The sequence below is a fragment of the Cohnella lubricantis genome (genome assembly GCF_014212015.1).
GTDB classification, from domain to species: domain Bacteria; phylum Bacillota; class Bacilli; order Paenibacillales; family Paenibacillaceae; genus Cohnella; species Cohnella lubricantis.
Window position 1 is genome coordinate 132222 of record NZ_JACJVN010000057.1, and the last position, 19801, is coordinate 152022.

General features: G+C 57.8%; 18 protein-coding genes and 1 tRNA gene. 11 read left to right on the forward strand and 8 right to left on the reverse strand.

All coding sequences use genetic code 11. From position 1 onward, the window contains the following. Positions 1-82 precede the first annotated feature (82 nt). Positions 83-1555 (forward strand): DHA2 family efflux MFS transporter permease subunit, encoded by a 1473-nt coding sequence (locus H4Q31_RS15200; RefSeq protein ID WP_185179899.1) that lies wholly within the window; start codon positions 83-85, stop codon positions 1553-1555. A gap of 329 nt (positions 1556-1884) precedes the next feature. On the opposite strand, the gene H4Q31_RS15205 is transcribed toward H4Q31_RS15200, so the two are convergent. Genes H4Q31_RS15205 through H4Q31_RS15215 form a run of 3 tightly spaced genes read right to left on the reverse strand, consistent with a single transcriptional unit; the run spans position 1885 to position 4173 of the window. Beyond that, positions 1885-3015: a PAS domain-containing sensor histidine kinase gene (locus tag H4Q31_RS15205; RefSeq protein ID WP_376698255.1), complete on the reverse strand. Its 1131-nt coding sequence runs from the start codon at positions 3013-3015 to the stop codon at positions 1885-1887. Further along, entirely contained in the window at positions 3005-3664 is a 660-nt protein-coding gene (locus tag H4Q31_RS15210; RefSeq protein WP_185179900.1) for a response regulator transcription factor, read from the reverse strand. The genes H4Q31_RS15205 and H4Q31_RS15210 overlap by 11 nt, the downstream gene beginning before the upstream one ends. After that, positions 3661-4173 carry a GAF domain-containing protein gene (locus H4Q31_RS15215; RefSeq protein WP_185179901.1) on the reverse strand — a complete coding sequence of 171 codons (513 nt, stop codon included), beginning with the start codon at positions 4171-4173 and terminating at the stop codon, positions 3661-3663. Before H4Q31_RS15215 ends, H4Q31_RS15210 begins: the two co-directional genes overlap by 4 nt. 282 nt (positions 4174-4455) lie before the next feature. Between H4Q31_RS15215 and H4Q31_RS15220 the strand changes: the two genes are divergently transcribed. From H4Q31_RS15220 to H4Q31_RS15235, 4 genes are all read left to right on the forward strand, one after another. Continuing rightward, positions 4456-5004, forward strand: coding sequence for a DoxX family membrane protein (locus H4Q31_RS15220; protein ID WP_221626854.1), 549 nt, complete (start codon positions 4456-4458; stop codon positions 5002-5004). Between the two features lie 184 nt (positions 5005-5188). Further along, entirely contained in the window at positions 5189-6229 is a 1041-nt protein-coding gene (locus H4Q31_RS15225) for a LacI family DNA-binding transcriptional regulator (protein WP_185179902.1), read from the forward strand. A gap of 319 nt (positions 6230-6548) precedes the next feature. Continuing rightward, positions 6549-9692: an efflux RND transporter permease subunit gene (locus tag H4Q31_RS15230; protein WP_185179903.1), complete on the forward strand. Its 3144-nt coding sequence runs from the start codon at positions 6549-6551 to the stop codon at positions 9690-9692. Positions 9693-9729: 37 nt separating this feature from the next. After that, positions 9730-10632, forward strand: a complete 903-nt coding sequence (locus H4Q31_RS15235) for a TetR/AcrR family transcriptional regulator (protein WP_185179904.1) — start codon at positions 9730-9732, stop codon at positions 10630-10632. Positions 10633-10757: 125 nt separating this feature from the next. Here the strand turns inward: H4Q31_RS15235 and H4Q31_RS15240 are convergent, their stop codons facing one another. After that, the gene (locus H4Q31_RS15240; protein WP_185179905.1) at positions 10758-11642 is read right to left on the reverse strand and encodes an aldose epimerase family protein; all 885 of its coding nucleotides are present in this window, start codon (positions 11640-11642) and stop codon (positions 10758-10760) included. A 293-nt stretch (positions 11643-11935) separates the two neighbouring features. On the opposite strand from H4Q31_RS15240, the gene H4Q31_RS15245 reads away from it, so the two are divergent. Further along, complete coding sequence (locus tag H4Q31_RS15245; protein WP_185179906.1) at positions 11936-13135, forward strand: phosphodiester glycosidase family protein; 1200 nt, start codon at positions 11936-11938, stop codon at positions 13133-13135. A gap of 109 nt (positions 13136-13244) precedes the next feature. Here H4Q31_RS15245 and H4Q31_RS15250 read toward each other — a convergent pair whose 3' ends face one another. Next, positions 13245-13853: a DUF3298 and DUF4163 domain-containing protein gene (locus H4Q31_RS15250; protein ID WP_185179907.1), complete on the reverse strand. Its 609-nt coding sequence runs from the start codon at positions 13851-13853 to the stop codon at positions 13245-13247. 86 nt (positions 13854-13939) lie between these two features. Continuing rightward, the gene (locus tag H4Q31_RS15255) at positions 13940-14923 is read right to left on the reverse strand and encodes an SPL family radical SAM protein (RefSeq protein ID WP_185179908.1); all 984 of its coding nucleotides are present in this window, start codon (positions 14921-14923) and stop codon (positions 13940-13942) included. A 181-nt stretch (positions 14924-15104) separates the two neighbouring features. On the opposite strand from H4Q31_RS15255, the gene H4Q31_RS15260 reads away from it, so the two are divergent. Beyond that, positions 15105-15180 (forward strand) — tRNA-Thr (locus H4Q31_RS15260). Positions 15181-15309: 129 nt separating this feature from the next. Then, complete coding sequence (locus tag H4Q31_RS15265; RefSeq protein WP_245347406.1) at positions 15310-15843, forward strand: type 1 glutamine amidotransferase domain-containing protein; 534 nt, start codon at positions 15310-15312, stop codon at positions 15841-15843. A gap of 193 nt (positions 15844-16036) precedes the next feature. Here H4Q31_RS15265 and H4Q31_RS15270 read toward each other — a convergent pair whose 3' ends face one another. Further along, positions 16037-16549 carry an ImmA/IrrE family metallo-endopeptidase gene (locus H4Q31_RS15270; protein WP_185179909.1) on the reverse strand — a complete coding sequence of 171 codons (513 nt, stop codon included), beginning with the start codon at positions 16547-16549 and terminating at the stop codon, positions 16037-16039. Between the two features lie 95 nt (positions 16550-16644). Beyond that, positions 16645-17046, reverse strand: coding sequence for a helix-turn-helix domain-containing protein (locus H4Q31_RS15275; protein ID WP_185179910.1), 402 nt, complete (start codon positions 17044-17046; stop codon positions 16645-16647). Between the two features lie 235 nt (positions 17047-17281). On the opposite strand from H4Q31_RS15275, the gene H4Q31_RS15280 reads away from it, so the two are divergent. The 3 genes from H4Q31_RS15280 to H4Q31_RS15290 all read left to right on the forward strand — a co-directional run bounded on the left by H4Q31_RS15280 (position 17282) and on the right by H4Q31_RS15290 (position 19788). Then, positions 17282-17473: a YvrJ family protein gene (locus H4Q31_RS15280; RefSeq protein WP_185179911.1), complete on the forward strand. Its 192-nt coding sequence runs from the start codon at positions 17282-17284 to the stop codon at positions 17471-17473. 278 nt (positions 17474-17751) lie between these two features. Next, positions 17752-18609, forward strand: a complete 858-nt coding sequence (locus H4Q31_RS15285) for a DUF1906 domain-containing protein (protein WP_185179912.1) — start codon at positions 17752-17754, stop codon at positions 18607-18609. Between the two features lie 84 nt (positions 18610-18693). Then, complete coding sequence (locus H4Q31_RS15290; RefSeq protein WP_185179913.1) at positions 18694-19788, forward strand: AI-2E family transporter; 1095 nt, start codon at positions 18694-18696, stop codon at positions 19786-19788. Positions 19789-19801 lie beyond the last annotated feature (13 nt).

A 19801-nucleotide genomic window follows, 5' to 3' on the forward strand; every position in this document is an offset into this window, starting at 1 on the left:
GATCGGGCTGGACGGTCAACGGAGCATGGGGCTAGAGAGACGAACAGGCGGTGCGCCGATTCAAGGAGAGTGGAGAGAAGGCATGTCATCAGAGGCAAAGCAAGACCAAGCGGCGTCGTCTTCGTCCATCGGAGCCATCCTGGCGCCGCTGGTCGCGATCATCGTCGGAATCTTCATGGTTATTCTCGACGGGACAGCTGTTAACGTAGCCATTCCGAAGCTGCAGGAGGAATTCGTCAGCTCGCTGTCGCTGATCCAATGGACGGTTACCGGATACGCGCTGGCGCAGGCGGCTGTCATTCCGCTTGCCGGGTGGCTGTCCGACCGTTTCGGAGCTAAGCGGATCTTCCTCATCTCAATCGCTCTGTTCACGATCGGATCCGGCTTGTGCGCGCTCGCCGATTCGGCGGAGATGCTCATTCTGTTCCGCATCCTGCAGGGGCTGGGCGGCGGCGTCGTGATGCCGATCTCCATGGCGTTCGTCTATCGAATCGCGCCTAAGGATAAGGTCGGCGCCGTTATGGGCATGATGGGCATTCCGATTCTTCTCGCGCCGGCTTTAGGTCCTGTGCTTGCGGGCTGGATGGTCGATTATGTCAGCTGGCACTGGATCTTCCTCATTAATCTGCCGATCGGCATCATCGCCGTCATTCTCGGCATTCGCACGCTTCCGAACATCGAACGGCAGACCGTTGCCGCGCTCGATCTGCTCGGCATTATTCTGGCTCCGCTTGCGTTCGCGGCATTGTCCTACGGCGTCACGCAGGGAGGAACCAGCTGGACTTCTACGGAGACGCTCGTCGGCATCTGCGTTGGCGCCGTTGCTCTGATCTTGTTCATCTTCGTAGAGCTCCGCCGCAAGAACCCGTTGCTGGAGCTGCGTGTCTTCCGCTCAGGCAACTTCACGCGAGGCATCATCGTGCAATGGGTGTCGCAGTTCGCGCTGTTCGGCAGCTTCTTCCTCGTGCCGCTGTTCCTGCAGCAGGCGCATGGCTATTCGGCCTTCGAGACCGGCCTGATCATGCTGCCGCAGGCGATCGCTTCGGGCCTGTTCATGCCGATCGGCGGCAAGCTGTCCGACCGCTTCGGCGCTCGCCCGATGGTACTAAGCGGCATGGTGCTCGTCATTGCCGCAGCCTTGCTCCTCTCGAACATGAACGCAGGCGACGGCATCGTCATGGTTATGCTGCCGCTGGCGCTGCTGGGCGCCGGAATGGGCCTGTTCATGATGCCGCTGAATACGCACTTGATCCAATCGGCGCCTCAGAATCTCGTCGGACGCGTCACGTCGTTGACGAACGCGGCTCAGCAAGTGATGTCCTCGCTGGCGATCGCGACGCTGACGACGGTCTCCGGCAACAAGATGAAGGATTTGCTGACGGATGCGCAGAAGCCGGTTCCGGGCATCGAGGAATGGACTTCCACTTTCAACTATACCTTCTTCATCCTAATGTTTATCGCCATTGCCGGATTGATTCTTGGATTGCTGCTGCGCAAGCCGAAGATTGATCCGAATGCGGAGCCTGCCGCTGAAGCGCATATGGTAGTGGGCTGATTACCGAGAATCAGGCTATAGATATTGGACGACCCCCGCAGCGATAGCTGACGGGGGTCAATTTGGCTTTTAAGCGCAACCGCGCGATTCTCTCCTAGTCACTTGCACGAAGACAACGATAGCCCTACCTCTCCATCGTTCTTGCGGTTCCGAGACCGCTCCAGTGAGAATTCGTGTTTCCTTCCAGCAGCCGATTCATAATCAAGGAATGTGTATGGGAAACGGGAGGATGATTCACCCATTGAGGAAAATATCAGAGGGTCACACTTAACTGATTCATCATTATACTCCCGTTCACCGTTCCTGTCAAATGGCAGTTCTGCGGAACATCACAAATTCGAATGGCAGATGGGAAGAGAAGCCGTCACCTTCGTGCCTTCGCCCGGAACCGAAGAGATGGAGGTGTGGCCGCCGACGCTGCGCGCGCGCTCCTCCATGCTGAACAACCCGACGCCTTGCCGCTGCGGCATCAGGATAAAGCCGACGCCTCGGTCCTCGATGCGCGCATGCACCGAGCCTTCTTCCTCCCATACTTCGACTTCCGCTTCGGTTACTTTGGCGTATTTGCCGATATTCGTCAGCGCTTCTTGAATGATCCGGTACAAGGCCGTCTCGAGCTGGCGGTCATAGCGCTTCGTCAGCTTGCAGGACAGCTGGATCCGGATGCCGTAATGCTGCGAGAACATCTCCGCGTAGCTGCGGAGCGCCGGCGCGACGCCCAGGTCGTCCAACACGGAAGGGCGCAGCTCCCAGGCAAGCCCGCGGACTTCTTCGATCACGGCGGTCATGTCGCGGCGCAGCTGCTCCAGCTCAGGAGGATGAGCGGGCTGCGCGAGCAACCGGTCCATCTGAATCGCGAGCCCGAACAGGCTCTGGCCGATGCCGTCATGCAGCTCGCGGGAGATGCGCTTGCGCTCCTCCTCTTGTATCTGCATAACCCTCGTCATCATCTTCTGCAGCTCTTCTTCCGCGCGTTTGAGCGGCGTTACCTCGTTGCGGATAGCTAAGAACTGATAAGGCCTGCCTTCCTCATCGAGGAAAGGGACGATCGTCGTATACACCCAGTAATAAGTGCCGTCCTTCGCGCGGTTGCGAATCTCGCCGCGCCATACTTGACCGGCTTGAATCGTCTTCCACAAGTTGCGCATGAACGCTTTGTCATGATAGCCGGAGTTGACGATGCGATGATCGCTTCCGAGCAGTTCGCTCCGGTCGTACTTCGAGATCTCGCAGAACTTATCGTTCACATACTGGATGACGCCTTTGCGGTTCGTGACGGCGACGATCGACGACTCGTCGAGCGCGACCTTCAGCTTGATGAGCTCGTTAAGCGTCCACTTGAGATCCTCGCGGAACGAAGGCTGCCGGGGGATGACGCCGTCCAGCTGGGAGAGCAGGTCCTTCGCGTACTGGCCGATGACTTCGGGATAATCGCTGTCCTTCTGCTGCCTATCCGTCAAAGTTCAACAGCCCCTTCTTCACCGCGTACTTCACCAGGTCCGGTCTCGTGCGAAGCCCCAGCTTCTCCATCAGGTGCGCCTTGTGCGTCTCGACGGTCTTCACGCTGATGATCAAATTCTCGGCAATATCTTTGTTGGAATAGCCTTTGGCAATCCAGGAGAGTATCTCCCGCTCCCGCTCCGACAGCGTCTCGTAGGAATCGGAGCCGTCTCCGCCGTTCTTCAGCCGCTCCATATATTCGTTCATCAGGCGCTTCGTAGCTGTCGGATACAGATAAGCATTGCCTTGCGCCACCGATTCGATCGCCGTAAGAAGCTCCTCGTGCGGCGCGCTCTTCAGCACGTACCCGGACGCCCCGGCGTGAATCGAGCGGAACAAATATTCGTCGTCGTCGTGCATCGTTAGAATCAGCACGCACGTATCGGGAAGAAGCTTCTTCAGTTCGGCCGTCGCCGTCAGTCCATCCTTGCCGTGCGGCATGCTTAGATCCATCAGTACAACGTCGGGCTTTAGCTGCTGCGCAAGGCGAATGGCCTCGTCCCCGTCGGCGGCGTCGCCGACCACTTCCAAATTCGCCTGGCCTTCCAACAGCAGGCGCAATCCCGTACGGACGACGACATGATCGTCGACGAGCATGATTCGAATCATCGCGAAGCCTCCTCACCGTTCTTAGCTTCGATTATAGCATAATGATTCTCAGCCGAGATCATGCTTCCCGTATGCGCCTGATATCTCAGTTGATTCAACTTGCGAGAGGAGAGCTGCATAACGGCCAGGTTGTCGGGCGAGTACGTCCGCGGGCTGCGGCTGCCGGCTAAGAGCACGCCGTTCACACCGTCCGTTCCGGCGATCGGGTAGACGGCTGCGGCGAGCAGCTGTTCGACTCGCATGAACGGAGATTCCTCCCGTCTTCCCTGCGTATCCGAGTTCGCTTCATCAATGATGAGGGGACGCCCAATCCGCGGTACCGATCCTTCCAGTCCGCGGCCCATCCGAATGGCCAAGCTCCGGTAACGATCATCCGTGCAGCCGTCGGCTGCCCACCAGCTCAAGCGGTTATCTTCTTTAAGCTTCCAGGCGACAGCCGTTACGTCGGTCTCGAGCAGTTGCCGCAGCATATGCAGCTCCTTCTCTATCTGGACGCGAATCTCTTCCATCCCCTCACCCGCTTCCTATCTGAATATAATGGTTGTCGTCTAATCGCGCTAACATGCGCTGCGCGCGCAGCCATTCTAATGTACATATGTGCGCGCAATTCTATTGTAACTGCTGAGCCTGCTGAAGTAATTCGGGGAATTCCCCGAAAAAAGGGTCAGGATGGCTTCGCGATATTCCCTAATCAAAATAGGGAAATCAGAGCCGGCAAATTCAGCGTTATTCCCGATATGGGAAACACGTTGACGGAGGTATGATGAAGCCATGAGAGGAGAGGATAAATCATGGTGAACTGGTTAAGGAACAATCGAATTGCGGCGGCGCTGCTCTTCTTCGCACGTATTTATCTCGGATGGCAATGGATTGACGCAGGCTGGCACAAACTAACGGGCGGGTTCAACGCCGGAGGCTTCCTGAACGGCGCGATCAACAAGCCCGTCATGGAGACGGGCACCGAGGCTCTGCAATACCCTCACTTCGTGGATTTCTTGAAGCACTTCGCACTGCCTAACGTCGATATACTGAACCTCATGATTCCGGTCGGTGAATTCCTTGTCGGTCTCGGGTTGATTCTCGGAGCGCTCACGACGGCGGCTGCCTTCTTCGGAGTGATGATGAACTTCATGTTCCTGCTCGCAGGTACGGTATCGAGCAACCCGTGGCTCATCCTGTTCGGAACGGTTATCTTGTTCGCCGGAGCTAACGCAGGCAAATTCGGCGTCGACTACTACGCGCTGCCATTGATTCGCAAGCTCGCGGCTCGCATGTTCCATCGCGATCGTCATAACCGGCATACGCCGATCGACCCGAAGGGTCTGACCCCTGTCAACTAAACCGACGTTCGCTGGCGGCCCGATCAGGATGGCGCGCCTAACGCCTAAGCCGCCTTATTCCCTGCCTGCAGCTCCTATATGGAGCGGAGGCGGAGAATAAGGCGGCTTTGCGATTGACTAAGAAGGCAGCGGCTGGTAAGATGAAGCTTTAAACGCGTGTTCACGATAAAAGGAAGATGTGTAGATGAGACATACGGGCATTAATTCGGAGGAGATCGCCAGGCTTGCGGGCGTATCCCGCAGTACGGTCAGCCGGGTCATTAACAATTACTCCAATGTACCGGCCAAGACTCGCGAGAAGGTCATGAAGATAATCGAGCAGTATCAATACGTGCCCAACTTGTCGGCCCAAGTGCTGGCGGGCAAGAAGACCCGAACGATCGGCTTGTTCATGATCGAAGCCGGTCATGTGTCGAGCGATATGCTGACGAATATGCTTCTGGCGAGCATCATTGAGAACGCTTCCGCGGCCGGATACTATGTGCTTACTTATATAATACGAAGTACGAAGGATGCGAGCGGCATCCGGGAGATCAAGGATATCTTCTACCAACGGCGGATTGACGGCGCGATCTTCATCGGAGCAGCCAACGACGAACCGCTGATTGAGGATCTGATTGCGGAAGGCTATATCGTCGGCGTGATGGACCAGGATCTGCCGGGCCGCGACGAACCGAACCGCGTCATCGTCAACTTCGACAACCATCACGGCATGATGCTGGCGGTCGGCTATCTGGCGCAGCTGAATCACCGGGAGATTGGCATCGTGAACGGAGATATGAACCGCTTCTCCGGGACCGACAAGTATGAGGGCTTCCTCTTGGCGATGAAGCATTACGGCATTCCGGTAGAGAAGCGATGGGTATTGTCCGGCGGCTTCCATGAGCAGCGCGGGTACGAGGCGATCCGAGCTTATCTGGAGACTGGCGAGCGGCTGCCGACGGCGATGATCATGGCCAATGACAGCGTCGCCTTCGGCGCGGTTCGGGCGCTTCGGGAACGAGGCTTATCGGTGCCGGAGAATCTGTCGATCGTCGGCTTCGACGACCACGCGTTAAGCGCTAGATTCCAGCCGGCGCTCACGACCGTGAAGGTGGATTTCGACGGCATGATGAAGCGGCTGACGCAAGCTGTTATCGGACGAATCGAAGGAGAAGCCAGCGCTCAGATCGATCGAGCGTCCGCTTCCCGGCTGGTTGTCCGGGATTCTTGCCGGTCTTTATAATTCCAGGACTTGAAGGTACGGACCGAACTGTGTTGGGAAAATGACAAGTGAAGCCGCCGGCGCAGGCGCTTGCCGGGGAACGGGCAATCGGATAAATGCTTCATCCGGTTGCTTTTTATTGTTGTCAGAACTAGCAGTCTATACAGTTGACCGATCGTTCGGTAAATTGTTGGAACGGAAGGGCATTCTATCCGTATAACTACGTGAAATGCCCATCTAACGGACAAAAAGTCGCCGTTTGACATCTGACCGACCGTTCGATAAGATGGCTAGCAAGACAAGAAATAGATAGAGCAGCACACGCGGAGGGAGCGGAGACATGCGCAGTATCATTAACTTTTCGTTGAACAACAAGTTTGCGCTATGGATGATTACGATTATTGTCCTGGTGGCCGGATTATATTCCGGCATGAACATGAAGCAGGAGAGCCTGCCGAATTTGTCTTTGCCTTATCTGAGCGTGACGACGGTTTATCCTGGAGCTTCCCCGGATGCGGTCGTGGAGCAGGTAACGGCGCCGCTTGAGCAGCGGTTCAAGAATGTGGAGTCCGTTAAGAACGTGACGTCCACTTCTATGGAGAACGCTTCTTCCATTATGGTCGAATTTGACTTCGGCCAGGATATGGACAAGGCGGTCACAAGCTTGCGGGAGGCGGCGGGGGCGGTCAGCCTGCCGTCCGGCGCTCAGGAGCCGAGCATAGCGAAGTTCTCGATCGGCTCGTTCCCGGTCATCTCGGTCAGCGTATCCGGAGGAGACGACCTGGAGAGCTTGACGGATATCGTGAATAATGAATTCAAGCCGCAGCTGGAAGGTATCTCGGGCGTCGCTTCCGTCGCGGTCTCCGGGCAATTCGTGAAGGAAGTTCAGCTCAAGTTCCATGACGATAAATTGCAGCAGCTTGGCATGTCGCAGGAGACGGTGAAGCAGCTGATCCAAGCTGCGGCGATGAAGGCGCCGCTCGGCATCTATGAGCTGGACAATTCGGAGAAGTCGCTCGTGGTCGACGGCCGCGTGACGACGATTGAGGCGCTGAAGGAATTGCCGATTCCAGCGGTTCCGATGGGCGGCGCTGGCGCAAGCGGGCAAGGAATGGGCGCGGGTGCAGCTGGAGCAGGCGCGGCTGGCGGCGCTGACATTGTAGACAGTGCGATGATTCCGGCCGAACTGCCGACCGTTAAGCTGAGCGAGCTGGCGGATATAGAACTGGTTGGCCAGGCCGAGTCGATCTCCCGCACGAACGGCAAGGAATCGATCGGCATTCAGGTTGTCAAAGCGAACGATGCCAATACGGTCGATGTCGTGAACGCGGTGAAGGACGCGAACGAGGAGCTTGCCGCCAAGTATCCGAACATCAGCATCGACGTGCTGCTCGACCAGGGCAAGCCGATCGAGGATTCCGTTCATACGATGCTGAACAAAGCGCTGTTCGGGGCCTTGTTCGCCGTCATTATTATTCTGCTGTTCTTGCGGAACATCCGGACGACGATCATCTCGATCGTCTCGATTCCGCTGTCGCTCCTTATCGGAATCCTGCTGCTGCAGCAGTTTGATATTACGCTTAACATCATGACCCTCGGCGCCATGACGGTCGCGATCGGACGGGTCGTCGACGACTCGATTGTCGTTATCGAGAACATCTACAGGCGGATGTCGCTTGCCGGAGAGAAGCTGAAGGGCAAGGATCTCGTCCGCGAAGCGACTCGCGAGATGTTCCTGCCGATTATGTCTTCGACGATCGTCACCATCGCGGTATTCTTGCCGCTAGGCACGGTCAGCGGCATGGTCGGCCAGCTGTTCCTGCCGTTCGCGCTGACGATTGTGTTCGCGCTGCTCGCCTCTCTGCTGGTGGCGATTACGGTGGTGCCGATGCTGGCGCATATGATGTTCCGCAAAGGCCTTAAGTCTGGCAAAGTCGTGCATCATGAAGAGAAGCCCGGCAAGCTGGCGAACGGCTACCGGAGATTGCTTGCATCCGCTCTGCGCCATAAGATCATTACGGTGATCATCGCGTTCGTGCTGTTGATCGCAAGCTTCGGCTTGGTACCGGTCATCGGATTCAGCTTCCTACCGGATCAAGAAGAGAAGAATATGATGATCACGTACAGCCCGGCTCCGGGCGATACGCTGGAGGAAGTGAAGCAGCACGCGCTCGCGGCTGAAGATTTCTTGCTGAAGCAGCCCGATGTCACCACGATGCAGTATTCGATCGGGGGCAGCGGCAATCCGCTGGCGCAGGGCAATTCCAAGGGCGGATTGTTCTACGTCCGATTCGACGAGAACACGAAGGACTTCGATGACAAGAAGGACGAGATTGTGGCCGGTCTGCACCAGCTCGTCGACACCGGCGAGTGGAAAGAGATGGACATGTCCGGCGGCCTCGGCGGCAGCAACTTTAGCCTGAGCGTCTACGGCGACAAGCTCGAAGACATTGAGCCGGTCGTCATGAAGATCGCCGATCTGATGAAGGCGAACGGATCGTTCGAGAAGATCGATACGGGTCTCGCGAAGACGTACGACCAATATACGCTGGTGGCGGATCAGCAGAAGCTGAGTCAGTACGGCTTGACGGCCGGGCAGATCGCCATGGCTCTCATGCCGCAGCATGACCGTCCGGTTCTGACGACGGTAGAGGAAGAGAGCAAGACCTACAACGTCTACGTTGAAGTGGACAACACCACTTACGGATCGATCAAAGATATTCAGAATCAGACGCTGCAATCGCCGCTCGGGATCGAGGTTCCGATCGGAGATGTCGCGACCGTCGAAGAAGGCACCGCTCAATCGTCGATCGCACGGGAGAACGGTCGGATGGTTGTCACGGTCAGCGCGGAAGCGACGACGAAGGACGTTGGCGCAGCATCTACGGCTCTGCAGAAGGAGATCGATAAGATCGAGAAGCCGGCGACAGTCGAAGTGAAGTTCGGCGGCGTCACCGAGCAGATGAACGAGACGTTCTCGCAGCTGGGACTAGCCATTGCGGCAGCGATCGCAATTGTGTATCTGGTGCTGGTGCTCACGTTCGGCGGCGCTCTGGCTCCATTCGCGATCATGTTCGCGCTGCCGTTCGCGATCATCGGAGGCCTGGTGGCGCTCTGGATCGCCGGCGAGACGCTCAGCGTATCCGCGCTGATGGGCGCGCTTATGCTGATCGGCATCGTCGTCACGAACGCGATCGTGCTGATCGACCGCGTCATTCACAAGGAGAAGGAAGGATTGCCGACCCGCGAAGCGATCCTCGAAGCGGCCGGAACCCGGCTTCGTCCGATTCTGATGACGGCGCTGGCGACGATCGGCGCACTGCTGCCGCTCGCGCTCGGCTTCGAAGATGCGGGCATTATCTCCCGCGGTCTCGGCGTCACCGTCATCGGCGGCTTGGTCAGCTCGACGTTGCTCACGCTCATCATCGTTCCGATCGCTTACGAAGTGCTGATGAAGCTTCGCCGCAAGAACAAGGAAGCTTAATGCTACTGGTGAAGTCGACGTCGGGAGGGGATCGAAGTTGAGCGAGAAGAAGAAGCAGATCATGGAAGTCGCGATGCGGTGCTTCTCCCGCCAAGGGTTCGAAGCGACCTCCATCCAAGAGATTGCGATGGAGCTGGGCATGGCCAAAGGCTCGATATACTTCTACTTCAAGTCCAAGGAAGATCTCCTCTTGTCGGTCATCGCATACTACGGAGAACGCATGCTTGCGGGGATGACGACGCTGCCGGAGGAACGGCAGCTTCCGCCTCGCGAGCGCCTTCTTCTGCAGCTGCGGCGCCATTATGCATATGTGCTGGAGAATCGGGAATTTCCCATCATGCTCATGCGGGAGCCGGCAGTCTTCGAGAATCGGAAGACGAAGATGCAGGCGCTGATGATCGGCATGGAACGCAGCCTTCAGCAATGGATGTGCGGGCATATCGATGAGATCTACGGCCGGGAAGCGTACGAATACAGCGCTGACGGCGCGATGCTGTTCGCCGGCATGATGAAGGAATACTTGCGGCTCTTGTTCATCGGCAAGCCGGCGATTGATGTGAACCGTCTGGCGGAGTTCCAGGTCAACCGCTTGGACGACATTATGCTGGGCATGATTCGTTCCAAGAGCAGCCCGATTGTGCCGAGAGGCAGCGAGGATGAGCGAGGGAGACCGGGGAAAGGCCGGGATCACGCAGGCGAGGTGCGTCAAGCCGCGCGGCGTCTCCGGCGAGCGATGCAGCAGGAGGAGCTTCCGGCGGACCAGGAGGAGCGACGCAGCGATCTGCTCGCGGCCCTGAGCCGATTCGAGGAAGAGCTCGCGAAGCCGGCGCCGGATCGAATCTTGGCGAGAGGCATGCTGGCGTACTTGAAGGAAGAGGCGCCGCCAGCGTGGAGAGCGGACGTGGACGCGCTGGAACGAATATGGGGCGCTAAGCCCTAACATAGCAACCGGCCGGAAGGATCGAGGTACGATTCTTCCGGCCGGTTTGTTTGTTGCGGCGGGTTGAGGAGCGCGCGGGAGTTACTTTTGACTCTGTAACCCGGCGCGGCGCGGCGGGGGGCAGGTTACCTTTTCGCGAAGGAGATGTTCAGATCCAGTTCCAGCGCTTCGCCCGGCGCGACCATGATCAGGCCTTCCTTCGTGTTCAGCGCCTCGTTCAGCGCCGTCCAAGGCTCGACGCATATGAACGGCTTGCCTTGAACGCTCCACAGCACGACTTTGTTGAACGCCTCGCTGTAGTCAAGCGTTATCGTTCCCTTATCCGCCAACGGGAACGCGATAGAAGGCGTCTTCGCATCGAGCAGCGCCGAGGACTCGACCTTGCCGCTCAGATCGAACGTACCGTCGAACGGCTTCACTTGGTTGTCGTTGTAATCGAGCAGCTTCGTCGCGTCGGAGCGGTAGGTCAGCTTCTTGCCCTCGCCCGTAGCGAAGTATGGGTGGAAGCCGGCCTGAACCGGCATCGGCCGATCCGACAGGTTGCGGTACGACTGATCGATGGTCAGGTTGCCGTTCTTCAGCCGATAGGTGAAGCGCAGCTCGAACTCGAACGGGTACGCGGCGAGCGTCGTCTCGTCGCTGCGCTGCACGACGGTCAGCGAAGCTTCGCCGTCCTTATTCTGTTCGGCGACTTCCCATACTTCCGTGCGGGAGACGCCGTGGTTGCGCATCTTGGAGGTGACGCCTTCCCATTCGTATTCACCGCCGACGAGCTGTCCGCAGATCGGGAACAGAACCGGGATGCCGCCGCGGATGTTCGATTTCGGGTCGAGGAACGTTGCCCGGTCCAGGTACAGCAGCTCTTTGCCATTCAGCTGGCAGCCGATGACGATGCCGCCGCGCTCGGGGCAGATCTGCACGCGGGAGTCGGTCGAGCTCTCAACGAGCTCGTAGATCCGGAAAGTGTCGGTGCGGGATGTGATTTGGTATGAAGATTCAGCAGCGTTCATCGTGATTCATTCCTCCGTATCGGGTTATGGCATGGCCGCATGGCGACTGTTCATAGCTATTATACCAATTTTAAAGGCGGGGGCTCGAGATGAAGGCGGGAGGCTTCGTCCTCATTTCCCAGGCAATGCTGTCGCAGCGCCGTCGAATGCCATCGATTCGTGCGGCCAGACCGGGAGGATAGGCCTGTTTTTGTTAGCGGCAGAAACATGTGCAGGCTCTCGAACGTATATTAGTTGTATTTTGGGGAGTCTTGGGAGATTGAGGTCAGATAAAAAAGAGGAGCGTGCGCAACATGCCGCCAGTGCAAGCACCTGCGCGAGCTTCTGCCGCTGCGCCGCGTTCGAACCCGTCGGGCCGGCAGCCGTTAAGCCGTGTGAAGAGCAGTAAACGCCGCCGCTTCGGGCTGCTCCGTTTGTTTGCTTATATGATCTTGTTCATTCTATTTCTAGGCATCGCGTTCATGGCTTGGTTCTTCCTGACGCCGTCCGGCACTTCGCTTCGCTATCGGATGGCGGATACGATCATTACGACTCAGCACCGGGTATGGGCGAAGTATTTGATCGGCGAGGAAGGCTTGAAGATAAGGGTCGCCGCTTATGCGAAGCAATTCGAAGAGATGGGCGAAGAAGAGGATACGCACGTGATTAATCTGCCTGCGTCCGTGACGAGCGGAACGGGAGGCGGCGGTTCGGATGAATCGGAAGCCGCAGCGGCGGTGGAACCGCCGCCGCCGCTGACGAAGATCGAGGAAGTGGACGGCACGGGCTACCATGGCTATCTGCTGACCGTCAGCGACCCGACGAAGATTCGGCTGGTGGTGCCGAACAAGGCGGGCAAAGGGGAGAAGGTCACCAGCATGGTGAAGCGCACGGGTGCGATCGCGGGCGTCAACGCGGGCGGGTTCGCGGATCCGAATTGGAAGGGCAACGGATTCCAGCCGATCGGCGTCGTCATCTCGCAGGGCGAGGTCTATTATGAAGACCTCGGCAAGGACAAGAGCACGCAGATTGTCGGCATCGACAAGAACGGCAAGATGATCGCGGGCAAATATTCGATCCAGGAACTGATGGATCTGGGCATCTCCGAAGCGGTCAGCTTCCGGCCGCGCATTATTGTGAACGGCAAAGGCCAGATCAAGAACCACAGCCAAGGCTGGGGCATCGCTCCTCGGACGGTGATGGGGCAGAAGGAGGACGGCAGCATTCTGTTCCTCATCATTGACGGCCGGCAGCCGGGTTACAGCATCGGCGCCGATCTGTACGATGCCCAGCAGATTATGCTGGAGCATGGAGCGGTCATCGCCGCGAATCTGGATGGCGGCTCGTCTACGGCACTCGTCACCGAGGGCGGCGAGCTCGTCAACAAGCCTTCGACCAAGGGCGGACGCTACCTGCCGACGGCGTTCCTCGTGTTCGAGGACCCGTCGTCCGTGTCGGTTCCGAACATCTGGGAAGGCTTGACGCCGGACGAGATCGATCCGTCGAAGTGGTGATCGAGAATGCGGCGATCTAGAAATGTTGATACGGGATGCGGGGATAGATAGGAGAAGGGCGCGGAGACGATGGCCTCTGCGCCCTTTCTTAGTACTCCTGCCGCCAATGTTAATAAAGCATAACCCCGAGCGGACCGTTCTCGTCGATGATATCTTCAATCTCATAGACGGAGATCGGGAAGTACGGGAAGCCCCAGGCATAAGGAACAATGGCGTACAGCGGGAAGTAGATGACGAGCGCCTTGTCGGCGATGTAATAATCTTGCTCTTCCGTAATGCCGGGATAGTCGCCTAACAGAGGCAGACCGCGTGCTTTGATCTGCGCTTCGATGATCGCGTTCAGCCGGCTGATGTACGAGCTGTCCGGCTTGAACAGCTCTCCCAGCCTGTAGGTGCGCCCGGTCTCGGCATCGAAGGTTAGCGAGCGCTGCAGCGTGTTGCCGTGAGCGCCGCCGGTGAAGGTATAATTCAGCAAGGATAAGCTCAGCACGCCGCGCTGATTCGTCTTGATCTCGAAGGTGCCGTCCATCTCCTGAATGTCGGAGCTCGGATACCCCTGCGCCTTCATGAGCGCGTGGGTCTCCTTCACAATCGTTTGGTTGATCGTCCTTATGGCGTCTGCGCTGGTGCCTCCCGTCACGACGGGGACATTCACTTTGACGCGGGTGTCTGCAATCTTGGACGCCGCGATCGGCAGCATTAACATCTGGGCGTTCATGGTCGTTCCCCCTTGGGCATCTGTCACGACAGCTTATGCGGGGCGGGCGGGAACGGTTCGATCAGAGACAGGGCATAAGTTTAAGGTTAGAAAAGCGTCAGCTGAACAGGAGCGCAGTCAGAAGCGGAGACAGCGGCGTTCATTGGTTGAACGGGCGAGGCGGCGAAGAAGGCTCCGGACGCCGCAGTATCTAACGTCCCGCGATCAGCCAAATACGCGCCGACCGAGCGGCTCAGCCCGTAATGGGACATCTGCTCGGCAATCCGCCGGTGCACCGGCTTACGGTAATGGTCTGGCAGCCGAGAGGTGCGCCAGTACAGCTGGCCGTAGCGATCCGCCAATTGCGGGTAGGACTGCCTCAGCACGGAGAAGAACCAGCTCTTCACTTCCGGCGTGGATAGCCTTAGGAAGGAGGGCATCAGCTCGCGGACTCCTGCCTGGGCGCAGGCCGAGATCAGCTCCTCCGTCTTCTCCGGCTTATCCGTCAGGAAGGGGAGGATCGGCGCCATGAACACGATTGCCGGCACGCCGGCATCTCCCAGCTTCGCAGCGCAATCGATCCGCAGCTTCGGCGACGGGGAAGAGGGCTCGAACGTCCGCCAGATGTCTTGGTCGAGCGAGTGGATGCTGATGTTGACGGATGAGCCGGGCATCCGGCGGAGCAGATCCAGATCGCGCAGCACAAGCGGCGAGCGCGTCGTGACGCTGGCGGCGATGCCGAATTCCGCGAGCACCTCCAGGCAGCCGCGCGTCAGCTTGGCCTTGCCCTCGAGCTGCTGGTATGGATCCGTGGCTGTCCCGATCGCGACGTATCTCGGCAGACGCTTGGACATTCGCTTAAGCTGTGCGCGTAGAATGTCAGGGGCCTTATCCTTCCAGAAAATATGGTGTTGGAACGTATCGTCGGCAGCCTCTCCGAGGAAGGCGTGCGTGCTTCTGGCATAGCAGAAGGCGCAGCCGTGCTGGCAGCCGCGATACGGATTGATCGACCAGTCGAACGGCATGGACGGCGCCTTCACGGCGTTCAAGATCGACTTGGCGCCCATGGGCTCGTATGCGGTGGGCGGCATCCGCGATCAACTCCTTCGATAAAGGGTTATGGCCTCATTATATACGAACGTTTGTTCCTAGTTCAAATGGTCTTTTGAACTTTATTAGCCAAATACATGCGGGTAAAAATTCCATGGACGAAACCCTTGACTTGGATGGGTGAAATCAGTAAGATATAAAAGTGTTCTCGATGAGCATCTTGCTGATGTAGCTCAGCTGGTAGAGCAACGCATTCGTAATGCGTAGGTCGGGGGTTCGAATCCCTTCATCAGCACCACTTAACTTCTCAAGCGCGGCGCGGCTTCCTGGATTTCCGGGAGTCGCGCTTTTTTGCTATTTATTCCCGATTCATTCCGGCAGATTCGGGCATGCTATCCGTATGCTGGACAATGGGAGTGATAGCTTAATGAAGCAGAGCCTGAAGAAAGTCGCTTTCCTGCTGGCCGATGGATATGAAGATTCCGAGATGGCGAACCCTTATGACGCCATCGTCGAGAACGGCGACGAGGCCGTCATCATCAGCATGAAGAAGGGGGATGAACTAAAGGGCAAGAAGGGGACGATTACATACACGTCTCACTTGGCCGCCTCTGAAGCGAAGGCATCGGATTACGAGGCCGTCATCATTCCGGGCGGGCAGTCTCCGGCGAAGCTGCGGGAGGATCCGGCGGTGATCGACTTCGTGAGGCAAGCGCACGAGAAGGGCATTCCGATCGCCGCGATCTGCCACGGTCCGCAGGTGCTCGCCAAGGCGGGGGTGCTGCGAGGGAAGACGTTGACCGGCTACTCGGGCATTCAGGATGAGATCAAGGAAGCTGGCGGCACGTTCGTGGATAAGGAGGTCGTCGTCGACGGCAACCTGATCACGTCGCGCGGACCGCAGGATGAGCCGGCCTTCATCAAGGAGACGATCGACCGAATCGGCGTCTCGGCTTGGTAACGGAGCGCGGCAACCCCGCCCGCCCTCCGTTAGCCCTCCGGCAAGTCTTGCGGAGGGCTATTTGGCATTCTCATCTAAATGGGATGGGATGCGATGCTACTATAGAAATTCCAGTGCAATATAGGAGAAATATGAGGGCGGCTAATTGAACCGAATATTGAAAATCCGAAAGTCTGCCAGCATCAAGGAGTTTTTATAGACTTAGCTTCTCGAACTCCTCCCACAACACAGCCTCGAAGGTTCGGCGTTCAATCTGCTCCAACCGCTGGTAGGCGAGCTTGTGCGTGACGCCGAACTGGACGGAGATCCGCTCGGCAGCATCGCTCCGACGGTTGGGGAGGTGGAATTCGCGCAGCATGAAATAGGGAATCGCCGCGTACAGCACGAAGCGGTTGGCGTCGGCCTCCTGGCTCTCGAGGAACGGACGGGGCATGAGCGTCTGGTTGCCGGCATGGCGAAGCACGTGACAGAGCTCGTGCAGGAATTCCTGCCACTGCTCCGCACGGTTGAGACGCTTGTCCACGAGAATGGACCGCAGCCCCATGTATTCGAGCGCTTTGCTCTTCTGGTTCAAATAGTGGACCCACACGTTCAATCGGGAGGCGGCCTCGTCGACCGTCAACTGGCTAGGCGTCACAATTCCCGCTCTGCGCCACAGATTCTCGATCCACTGTTCCAGCGGCGTCGGCTTATAGTGTTGAAGCATAGGCAACACCTCGTTCATGCAATGAGAATATATGTTCGTATTCTAAGCCAAACAAAACGCCCTGGCAAGGGCGTGAAGTCTGACGGTCCTCTGTCCTATTCTCCTTGGCGGTCTCCCGGCTTGCGGCCGCGTTCCCGGACCTGAAGGTATTCCCAGAAACGCCGCATCTCTTCTTTGCTCTCCTCGGGCGCATTCAGGAACTCTTTGAAGAAGGCTCCGTGTTCGGGATCGTTGATGAAGCGCTCGAAGTCGGAATAGCCTTCCGAAGGAGGAGGGGCGTACGTATCCGCCGTCGGATCGTCAGTGAGTCCGAGCAAGTAGTCGGCCGACGTCCGATAGTATTCGGCGAACCGTCCGAGCATCTCGGGATCCGGCTTGCGGCCGTCGGATTCATAACGCGAGAGCTGCACGTTGCTGATGCCGAGCTCTCGGGCAGCGTCCAGCTGCGTCTTGCCGAACCGTTCCCTGCGCTCCCGAAGTCGCGTTCCAAGCGTCATGGCGGATCTTCCTTTGCCAACAGAATCGTAGGTTGATTATAGCATGAATTACCAAATTGGCAAAATGATGCGTTGGAACTATCTATACATGCTTGACAGTTGCCAAAATGGCAATGTATGATAATCCCAACTTCTCCAAGCAGGGGATTGGAGGGATACATTTTCACGTAAGGAGCTGGTCCGTTCTCACGTTAGTTTGCCAAAATGGCAAAAATAAAATAGGAGGAGAATGTTAATGGAAGACAATCAACCGTTCGTCTATCTGCTCACCGCCATCAGCCAAGTCGGGTTCCCGATCGTTCTGGCTGTGTATCTGCTCGTGCGCTTCGAGAAGAAGCTTGAATCGCTATCGGACCGTGTGGCCGAGCTAAGGGAACCGCCGATCAACGCCAACGAGAACGAAGAACGCCGCGGATCGGGCTTGTGACGAGAGTAGACAGATCCACATTCTGGATCAAGGGGCAGCTTCCTGTAATTGCCGATATTGTCCAACAATTAAAGTTTGTTAATCCCTATATCCCTCACGCCAGAGCCGTCTCCGGCATAGCTTATAGGGACAACCCATAACGGACGCCGCAACGAAATATGGCCGGAACATGCGAGCGATGGACATAACGGGGTTGTCCAGACGCATATTTTTCGAGGGAAGGGCCGGATGGAGAGGCCCATAGGCATCGTGCAACCTTGGAGAAAGGAGGGACGATGATGCCCGACACGAACAATCGGACGGCGACCGCCCGAGGCATCGACTGCTCCACACCGCTGACAGGGGCGAAGGCGCGGCAGATCGCCGCGGCCGGACACCAGTTCGCCGCGCGCTATCTCGTGCCGCAGGAGTACAAGTGGAAGCGGCTCACTCGCGCCGAGGCAGAGGCGATCACGGCCGCCGGCATGCAGGTCGTCTCTGTCTTCGAGACGACGGCCAACCGCCCCGCCGGAGGCGCCGTATATGGCAACAGCGACGGCGTCGCAGCCTTGAAGGAAGCGCAAGCGATCAGACAGCCGCAGGGCAGCGCGATCTACTTCGCCGTCGACTACGACGCGCAGCCGGGCGATTACGACGCCATCGAGGCCTACTTGAAGGCCGCGGCGGCGCAGATCCCCGGCTATGAAGCGGGCGTATACGCTTCCTATGCCGTGGTGGAAGAGATGGCGAAGCGCAAGGCCTGCAAGCACTTCTGGCAGACGTACGCTTGGAGCCGCGGCAAGGAGAGCAGCTACGCCAACCTGTACCAATACCGGAACAACGTGCAAGTGGCAGGCGTTGAAGTGGACTTGAACCGTTCTTACGGCAATGAGGGCTGGTGGAATACGAACACGAACACGTCTCCGGCTCAGACGCCGAGCTCAAGTCCAACGCCGAATCCAAGCGCAAGTCCGAATACGGACAGCGCGAATCCGAATCCGGCAGAAGGAGAGATCACGATGACGAGAGAAGACGCAGAGAAGATCATCCGCTTCCTGTCGGCGGCCTGGTTCGCGGCGGCGGACCAGGCATCGAAGGACGAGTTCAACCGTCTGGCGAACGAGGTGCGCAGAGCGGCGGGAATACAGGCGGAATAACAACACCCTTTTCCCCAGCATACTACGCGTTTGAGACTTGCCCAAGAAGGTTATAGGTAAATTAGAGGCCTTCCGGAAAGCAAGGTGATCGACATCCCACAGGGTAAATACTTCCGCATCGGATACGGTATCATCGTCGTTCTATTGATCTTGTACCTGGCGTCGAAGGTAGACTTCCTCTTCCGGCCGATCGGCTCCGCGCTGAAGGCGATTGTGCTGCCCGTCGTTCTAGCGATCATCTTCTATTACTTGCTTCGTACGCCGGTGAACCTGCTGACCCGTCAATTGAACAATCGCACGCTGGCGATCTCCGTCGTCTTCCTCGGACTGACGGGGATCCTCGTGCTGATCGGCCTCTTGGTCGGGCCCATTATCCGGGGTCAGTTCGACAGCCTGACAGCCAATCTGCCGCAGTTGATCCAGCTTGGCGAGAATCAAGTCGCGAGGCTGCAGCAGAACGAATGGCTCGCCCGTTATCTGCTCGATCATCAGGTCGACCTGTCGGCGAAGATCCCCGATCTCATCAATCGAATCGTGGCGAACGTCGGGGATGCCGTCAACCGCGCGATCGGTTTCATCTCCAACGTGGTGCTGCTGCTGTCAACCGTTCCCTTCATCGTGTTCTATATGCTGAAGGGGGACAGCAAGTTTCCCGATCTCGTCCTGCGGCTCGTGCCCGACAAGCACGATGCCGAAGCCCGTCAGATTATGCGGGAGATGGACCGCACGCTCAGCGCGTACATACAAGGGAAGATCATCGTCAGCCTCTGCCTCGGCACGCTAGCCTTGATCGGCTATTCGATTATCGGGCTGCCCTATTCGCTGCTGCTGGCGCTGGCGCTGATGCTCATGAACTTCATTCCGTACATCGGCATTCTGATCGGGATGGTTCCGAGCGTGATTGTCGCGTTCATCGATTCGCCGTGGCGAGTGGCAGAGACGCTCATCGTCGTGCTGATCGTCCAGCAGATCGAAGACAAGGTGCTGGCGCCGCAGATCATGGGCAAGAAGCTGGCGATCCACCCGCTTACCATTATCATTCTGCTGCTAGCTCTCGGAAGCTTCGCCGGCTTGCTCGGCATGCTCGTCGCCGTGCCTTCGTACGCGCTGGTCAAGGTAGTCGTCACACACCTGTATCGTCTCTTCCGGCTGCGCAAGATTGAGAGGCTCGACACGTGATGCCGCAGGGGGA